The 6,242-nt window shown below is 63.6% G+C and carries 8 protein-coding genes; 6 read left to right on the forward strand and 2 right to left on the reverse strand.

The window, feature by feature from the left end; translation table 11 throughout:
- Together AUC71_RS03835 and AUC71_RS03840 are read left to right on the forward strand one after the other, a co-directional pair.
- Positions 1-408 (forward strand): ATP-binding protein (locus AUC71_RS03835; RefSeq protein WP_141701433.1); only part of this gene is annotated, 408 nt, incomplete at its 5' end.
- 236 nt (positions 409-644) lie between these two features.
- Positions 645-1,220: an ActR/PrrA/RegA family redox response regulator transcription factor gene (locus tag AUC71_RS03840; RefSeq protein WP_083238053.1), complete on the forward strand. Its 576-nt coding sequence runs from the start codon at positions 645-647 to the stop codon at positions 1,218-1,220.
- 6 nt (positions 1,221-1,226) lie between these two features.
- Here AUC71_RS03840 and AUC71_RS03845 read toward each other — a convergent pair whose 3' ends face one another.
- Positions 1,227-2,198, reverse strand: coding sequence for a homocysteine S-methyltransferase family protein (locus AUC71_RS03845; RefSeq protein WP_083238054.1), 972 nt, complete (start codon positions 2,196-2,198; stop codon positions 1,227-1,229).
- A gap of 215 nt (positions 2,199-2,413) precedes the next feature.
- Between AUC71_RS03845 and AUC71_RS22170 the strand changes: the two genes are divergently transcribed.
- Complete coding sequence (locus tag AUC71_RS22170; protein ID WP_342021791.1) at positions 2,414-2,719, forward strand: TetR/AcrR family transcriptional regulator; 306 nt, start codon at positions 2,414-2,416, stop codon at positions 2,717-2,719.
- On the forward strand, positions 2,707-3,051 hold the full coding sequence (locus AUC71_RS22175) for a hypothetical protein (RefSeq protein WP_342021792.1): 345 nt from the start codon (positions 2,707-2,709) through the stop codon (positions 3,049-3,051). The genes AUC71_RS22170 and AUC71_RS22175 overlap by 13 nt, the downstream gene beginning before the upstream one ends.
- Positions 3,052-3,057: 6 nt before the next feature.
- Here AUC71_RS22175 and AUC71_RS03855 read toward each other — a convergent pair whose 3' ends face one another.
- Positions 3,058-3,537 carry an MmcB family DNA repair protein gene (locus tag AUC71_RS03855; protein WP_083238055.1) on the reverse strand — a complete coding sequence of 160 codons (480 nt, stop codon included), beginning with the start codon at positions 3,535-3,537 and terminating at the stop codon, positions 3,058-3,060.
- Between the two features lie 127 nt (positions 3,538-3,664).
- Between AUC71_RS03855 and egtB the strand changes: the two genes are divergently transcribed.
- Positions 3,665-4,954: an ergothioneine biosynthesis protein EgtB gene (egtB, locus tag AUC71_RS03860; protein ID WP_069623205.1), complete on the forward strand. Its 1,290-nt coding sequence runs from the start codon at positions 3,665-3,667 to the stop codon at positions 4,952-4,954.
- Positions 4,954-5,952, forward strand: a complete 999-nt coding sequence (gene egtD / locus AUC71_RS03865) for an L-histidine N(alpha)-methyltransferase (RefSeq protein ID WP_069623206.1) — start codon at positions 4,954-4,956, stop codon at positions 5,950-5,952. Before egtB ends, egtD begins: the two co-directional genes overlap by 1 nt.
- The last annotated feature ends 290 nt before the right edge of the window (positions 5,953-6,242 follow it).

The following is a 6,242-nucleotide window of genomic DNA, read 5'->3' on the forward strand; positions in this document are numbered from 1 at the left end:
CCGGGCAGCGCCGCCGCCCGCGAGCCGGTGACACAGCGCAATCCTGGCGTGATCTATGGTCTCGGCAATCTCGTGGAGAACGCCATCGACTTCGCGGCCCACACGGTCGAGGTCGACGCCACCTGGACTCAGGACGAGGTGCGGTTCGTCATCGCCGACGACGGCGAGGGCTTTCCGCCGAACGTGCTGGAACAGCTCGGCGAGCCTTTTGTCACCACCCGCCCGGGAAAGAGGGGCGAGGAGCAGCCGGATGAGCATATCGGCATGGGGCTCGGCTTCTTCATCGCCAAGACCCTGCTCGAGCGCTCCGGTGCCCGGCTGGAACTGGCCAACCGGGCCGAGCCGCAGGCCGGGGCCGTGGTGACCGTGATCTGGCCACGCGCCAAGTTCGAGAAGGCGCCGGGATAAGGGACTCGAACCGGCGTCTTTTCTGTGATTTTGGGTTTCGTCGCGGGTTTTCGGGGGTCTTAGGACCGAAACTGGCCAGTTTTTCCTGGATTTCGTTCACTTTGATCGACAGTTACACCCCGCCGAGACTTGCCTCACCAAGCGAAAGTCCCTACCTACACGCACAATAATTTCACAAAGACTCTTGGGAGGTTACGTCTGGGTTGGGCTCGCTAGTCACGACAAGGAGCTCAGCAATGGACGTCCAGCCGGTCTCGACCATGTCACAGGACCTCAGCCCGCCGCCGCCGGACAACACGCTTTTGATCGTCGACGACGATCGCGCCTTTCTGCAGCGGCTCGCCCGCGCCATGGAAGCGCGCGGGTTCGAGGTCGAGGCGGCCGCATCGGTCGAGGAAGGCCTCGGCATGCTCAAGCGCCGCCCGCCGGCTTTCGCCGTGGTGGATATGCGCCTCGACGACGGCAACGGCATCGACGTGATTGCCACGTTGAAGGAGCTGCGGCCCGATTCCCGCGCCGTCGTGCTCACCGGCTACGGCAATATCGCCACCGCGGTGACCGCGGTGAAGATCGGCGCCGTTGATTACCTCGCGAAGCCCGCGGATGCGGACGACGTCTACAACGCGCTTGTCGCCTCTGCGGACGACAAGGCGCCGCCGCCGGAGAACCCCATGTCGGCCGACCGCGTGCGCTGGGAGCACATCCAGCGTGTCTATGAGCTTTGCAATCGCAACGTCTCGGAGACGGCAAGGCGGCTCAACATGCATCGGCGCACGCTGCAGCGCATTCTCGCCAAGCGCGCGCCGAAATAGGCTTCCCTACGCCGCCTTTCGGTCTCGGCCGTAGCAGGCCCGGCTGATCGCCTCGATATGGCGATGGTCGGTTCCGCAGCAGCCGCCGAGGACGGTGAGGTGCGGTAGCCGCTCCAGGAGCGCGGCATACTCCTCGCCGAACTCTTTTGGATTTCCGCTATCGAGCTCGGTCGAGTTGTCGAGTTCCGCGTGGCTGCATTGCGACGCGTTCGCGCGGACGCCGCGAACCCGTCCGGCCCAATCCCGTGCCTGCTTCCAGCGTGGGTGCGAAGTGCGTCGGGTGGGCGCAATTGATGTAATAGGCGGGAGCGAACCGGTCTCGGCATCCACGGTCTCGATCGCCTCTGCGAGGGTATGTCCGGTCGGCAAGCGTCCGTCGGTTTCCACGGTGAAGGAAATCACGCACGGCATCTCGGCCGCTTCGGCGGCGAGTGCCAAGCCGATGGCCTCATTGATATTGGTGATGGTCATGGCCGTGACGCAGTCACAGCGGGTATCCGCGAACACGCCGATCTGCCAGGCATGATAGGCTTGCGCCTCCTCGGGGCTCATCAGTTCGCCCGGGTCGTAGCCGTCGCCGCGGGGTCCGATGCAGCCGCTGATCAAGATCGGCGTATGCGGGCCCTCGAACTTGGTGCGGATCTCACGCATCAGATCGATGCTGTCGCGGTTGATCTGCGCGAGCTTTTCGAGCTTGTAGCCGATCTTGACGCCCCAATCGGGGTTAGCCCGCCATGTCGGGCTTTCCAGGATGAAGCCAACCTTGCGGGCGACCGCCATTGGAACGTAACGGTCGAAATAGTCGCGCACGGCATTGCGTCCTGGCTCGATCTCCATGAGTACGAAGGCCGCCATGGCGGGTAAATCCCAGCCCTCTTGGAAAATCAGAGACGTTTCGAGCCCGCCGTCGGTGAGAAAGCGCCCGCCGTCAAGCGGGAGAAAAGGGTGCCGGTACTTGGGACTGTCGGTTGGGGTCATGAACGTGTCTCCTGTTCGCAAGGGTGGGCCGGTTGGCGCTTAGATGGGCCCTGTGCGGAGACGCCGCCAGTGAACTCGTGGTATGGCACGGCCGGTCGGGCAAATTGCTTGAATTTCCCTGCTTTGTTCGGCTTGCGCCACGCTATGGAACGGTGCTTGCCGATGCGTCGGTGCCGGTCAACTGAACTCGTGGTACAGTCGTGGAGAGGCTTCAGATGACGAACGCAGCAGAGCCCCTCATCCAGCGAAAGACCGCCGATACGCGCGAGCGCATCCTCGACGCGGCGGAGGCCGGCGTGCTCGAGAAGGGTTTCGCCGGGACTTCGATCGACGAGCTCATCGCCGCCGTCGGTATCACCAAGGGCGGCTTCTTCTATCACTTCAGCGACAAGGGCGCCTTGGCCAAGGCCTTGTTGGAGCGTTACATCGAACGCGAGAATGCTCTCTTCGATGATCTCTTCAGGCGCGCGACGAGCTCAACGAGGATCCGCTGCACGGCTTTCTCGTCTTGCTCAAGATGATGTCGGAAGTTTTCGCCGATCTGCCCAACGGCCATCCCGGCTGTCTCATTGCGGCGTATTGCTATCAGGACCGGCTGTTCGACAGGGACGTGCGCGATCTCACCGCGTCGACGGTCATCGCCTGGCGAGACCGATTCCGCGAGCGTCTGGATTTGATCGCGGCCAAATACCCGCCGAAGCTTCCCGTCGACCTCGACGACGTGGCGGACATGTTATCGGTGGTAGTCGACGGCGGCATCATCCTGTCGCGGGTCGTCCATGACAGGTCGGCCCTGCCTCGTCAGATGCTGCTCTACCGGGACTTCGTGCGAACCGTGTTTGGCGGCTCGTGACGCCTGTCAGCTCTCGAACCCGCAACCGGGATCGAGATGGTGTTGAAGGCGTAGCGCCGCGGCGCGTGCGAAGCACAGCATCATGGCCTTGCGTCTGGCCGCGTTGAGCCGATCCTCGACCGGCTCGCGCACCAGTTCCGCGCCGTAACGGTCGGCGAGGATGAGCCCCGCCTCTTCCGGAATGACCTCGCACGGAAAATCGGCAGCCACGGCGAAATAGAGCCGGTCGCAATAGTCGAGATATTCGTGCCATTTGCCGTCCGTGCGGTAGTCGATCAGGCACGACTTGATCTCGACGATATAAATGTCTCCCGACGGCGATAGGCCCACCACGTCCGCGCGCCGCCCATTGGCAAGGGGCAACTCACACACAACCGAATAGCCGAGAGCGCGAAAGCTGCGGCAAACCCCGCGCTGAAGCGCCGCGGCGGCTTGCGATTGGCGGCCGTCGAGCCAAACTAACGTGTCTTGTTGGGTGTCGCGCACGGGAGAGCTTCTCGTTAGAATCAAACAATCGTCACGGAATTGTGCATGGTTGCTCGTTTCCTGAGCCGGAACAAGCTGCTAAATGGCGCGTTGCGAGTCAGGTCCCCGAGCCCCCACGGGAGGAAACATGAGCCTGAGCCATACCGTTCTCGCCGAGCCCCGGCGGGAAGCTTCCACCAAGTCGTCTTCCCTGCGCGACCGCCTGATGGCGACGCGGCGCTTGTCGCTCCGGTTGGCGGAGCCATTGAGCGACGAGGATCAAGTCGTCCAGGCGATGGACGATGCGAGCCCCACCAAATGGCATCTCGCGCACACGACGTGGTTCTTCGAGGCGTTCGTGCTGCCGCGTTTCATGCCGGGCTATCGGCTGTTCGACGACAGTTTCGAATATTGCTTCAACTCCTATTACGAGAGCGTCGGCCCGCGGCATCCGCGCCCGAAGCGCGGCTTGCTGACGCGGCCCTCGACGGAAGCCGTGCGCGCCTACCGCGCGCATGTGGACGAGGCGCTTGAGGAATTCATGGCTCAGGGCCTTCCGGCAGAGGCGGAGGCATTCATCGAGCTCGGCATCAACCACGAGCAGCAGCATCAAGAATTGCTGCTCACCGACATTTTGAGCCTGTTCGCGGCCGGGCCGCTGAAGCCCGCCTATCGCGAGGCCGACCCCGGCGTGTCGACCCATACGGCCGTGCCGCTCGCGTTCATGCCTTTCGAAGGCGGCATCTACGAGGTCGGCCATGATGGAAACGGCTTCGCCTACGACAACGAAGGGCCACGGCACGAGCAATTGATACGGCCGTTCAAACTCGCCAATCGCTGCGTCACCAACGCGGAGTGGATCGAGTTCATCAAGGACGGCGGGTACGAAACCGCCACGCTGTGGCTCGCCGACGGCTGGAATACGGTCAACGGGCAAGACTGGCGCGGCCCTCTTTATTTCGAGGAGGCCGAAGGCGGCTATATGCAGATGAGCCTGCTCGGCTATCGCCCGGTGGACTTAGGTGCGCCCGTCACCCATGTCAGCTTCTTCGAGGCGGACGCATTCGCGCGCTGGGCCGGCTACCGGCTTCCTTCCGAATTCGAGTGGGAGGTCGCCGCGGCCGGACATCCTTTCGAGGGGCGCGATCTCGGGGCCGATCATTTGCGGCCCCTGCCCGCGGACGCCGGCGACGGCCTCCGTCAAATGTTCGGCGATGTATGGGAGTGGACGGCGAGCGCATATCTTCCCTACCCAGCTTCAAGGCCGCACCCGGCGGCCGTCGGCGAGTACAACGGCAAATTCATGTGCAACCAGTTCGTGCTCAAGGGCGGCTCCTGCGCCACGCCTCAAGGGCATATGCGGCGGACCTATCGCAACTTCTTCTATCCTCATCAGCGCTGGCAGTTCACCGGCTTGCGTCTCGCGGCGGACGCGTAATGGCAAGCGACATCTCCTCATCGATGGCCGAGGGCCGGACCTCCACCTCGGCAACCAAGTCCGCGCGGCGCACGGCCGAGATTGCGGAATTCGCGGACGCGGTCCTGCATGGCCTGAGCAAGCGTCCGCGCAGCATCCCCTCACGCTTCCTTTATGACGCAACCGGCTCGGCGCTGTTCGAGGACATCACGCGGGTCGAGGCGTACTACCCGACGCGCACCGAGACCGCGCTGCTCGACTCCTACGGCGATGAGATCGCCGCGCTCGCTGGCGACGTGGAAACTCTCGTGGAGTTCGGCTCGGGCTCCAGCCGCAAGACGAGCCTTCTCATCGAGGCGCTCGCCGGGCTCGACACCTACATCCCTATCGACGTCTCGGAGTCTTTTCTGGCGGACGCGGCCAAGCGCCTCGAAGCCAAACATCCCGGACTGAACGTCAAGCCTCACGTCGGCGACTTCATGCGCACGCGCAACCTTGCCGGCGCGCCGCGGGGCGAGAGGCTCGGATTCTTCTCCGGCTCGACCATCGGCAATCTGACGCATGAGGAGGCGAAGGCGTTCCTCGAGAACGCGGCCGAGATCCTAGGTGTGGGCAGCACATTCCTCATCGGCGTCGACCTGAAGAAGAGCCTCGATATCCTCTTGCCCGCCTATGACGACGAGGAAGGCGTCACCGCCGCCTTCAGTCTCAATCTGCTGGCGCGCATCAATCGGGAGCTCGACGGCGACTTCGATACGACCGGCTTTGCCCACACGGCCCTCTACAATGACGGGAAAGGCCGCATCGAGATTTATCTCCAAAGCCTCACGGACCAGGATGTCCGTGTCATGGGACGCAGCTTCTCCTTCGGGAAGGGCGAGCGCATCCACACCGAGAACTCGCACAAATATTCTGTTTCGGAGTTCCAGGCTCTAGCGCAAAGCGCTGGCTGGCAGCCGGTTAAAGCCTGGACCGACCCGGCCGATCTCTTCAGCCTGCACCTTCTGCGCCTCGCGTGAGCGGATACGGCGCGCCTGTGCCGCCTTGCAACGAAGTAACCCTCCGGGGCATGGTGCCGCCTCCAAAAACCCAAGGAGGGGGAGCGTGGCTGATCTTCCAACCGGCAATGCGGTCATCGGGCAATCCGGCGGTCCGACCGCGGTCATCAACCAGTCGCTGGCGGCGTGGTCGAGGGCTTGCAGCAAGGCCTGGCCGCCTCCGGCAAGGTCCGGCAGATCTTCGGCATGCGCCATGGCGTGCGCGGCATCGCCAAAGGCCGCAGCGGAGAGGGACGCGGGGGCAGCCTGGT

Source organism: Methyloceanibacter marginalis, assembly GCF_001723295.1.
In the GTDB taxonomy this organism is placed as follows: domain Bacteria; phylum Pseudomonadota; class Alphaproteobacteria; order Rhizobiales; family Methyloligellaceae; genus Methyloceanibacter; species Methyloceanibacter marginalis.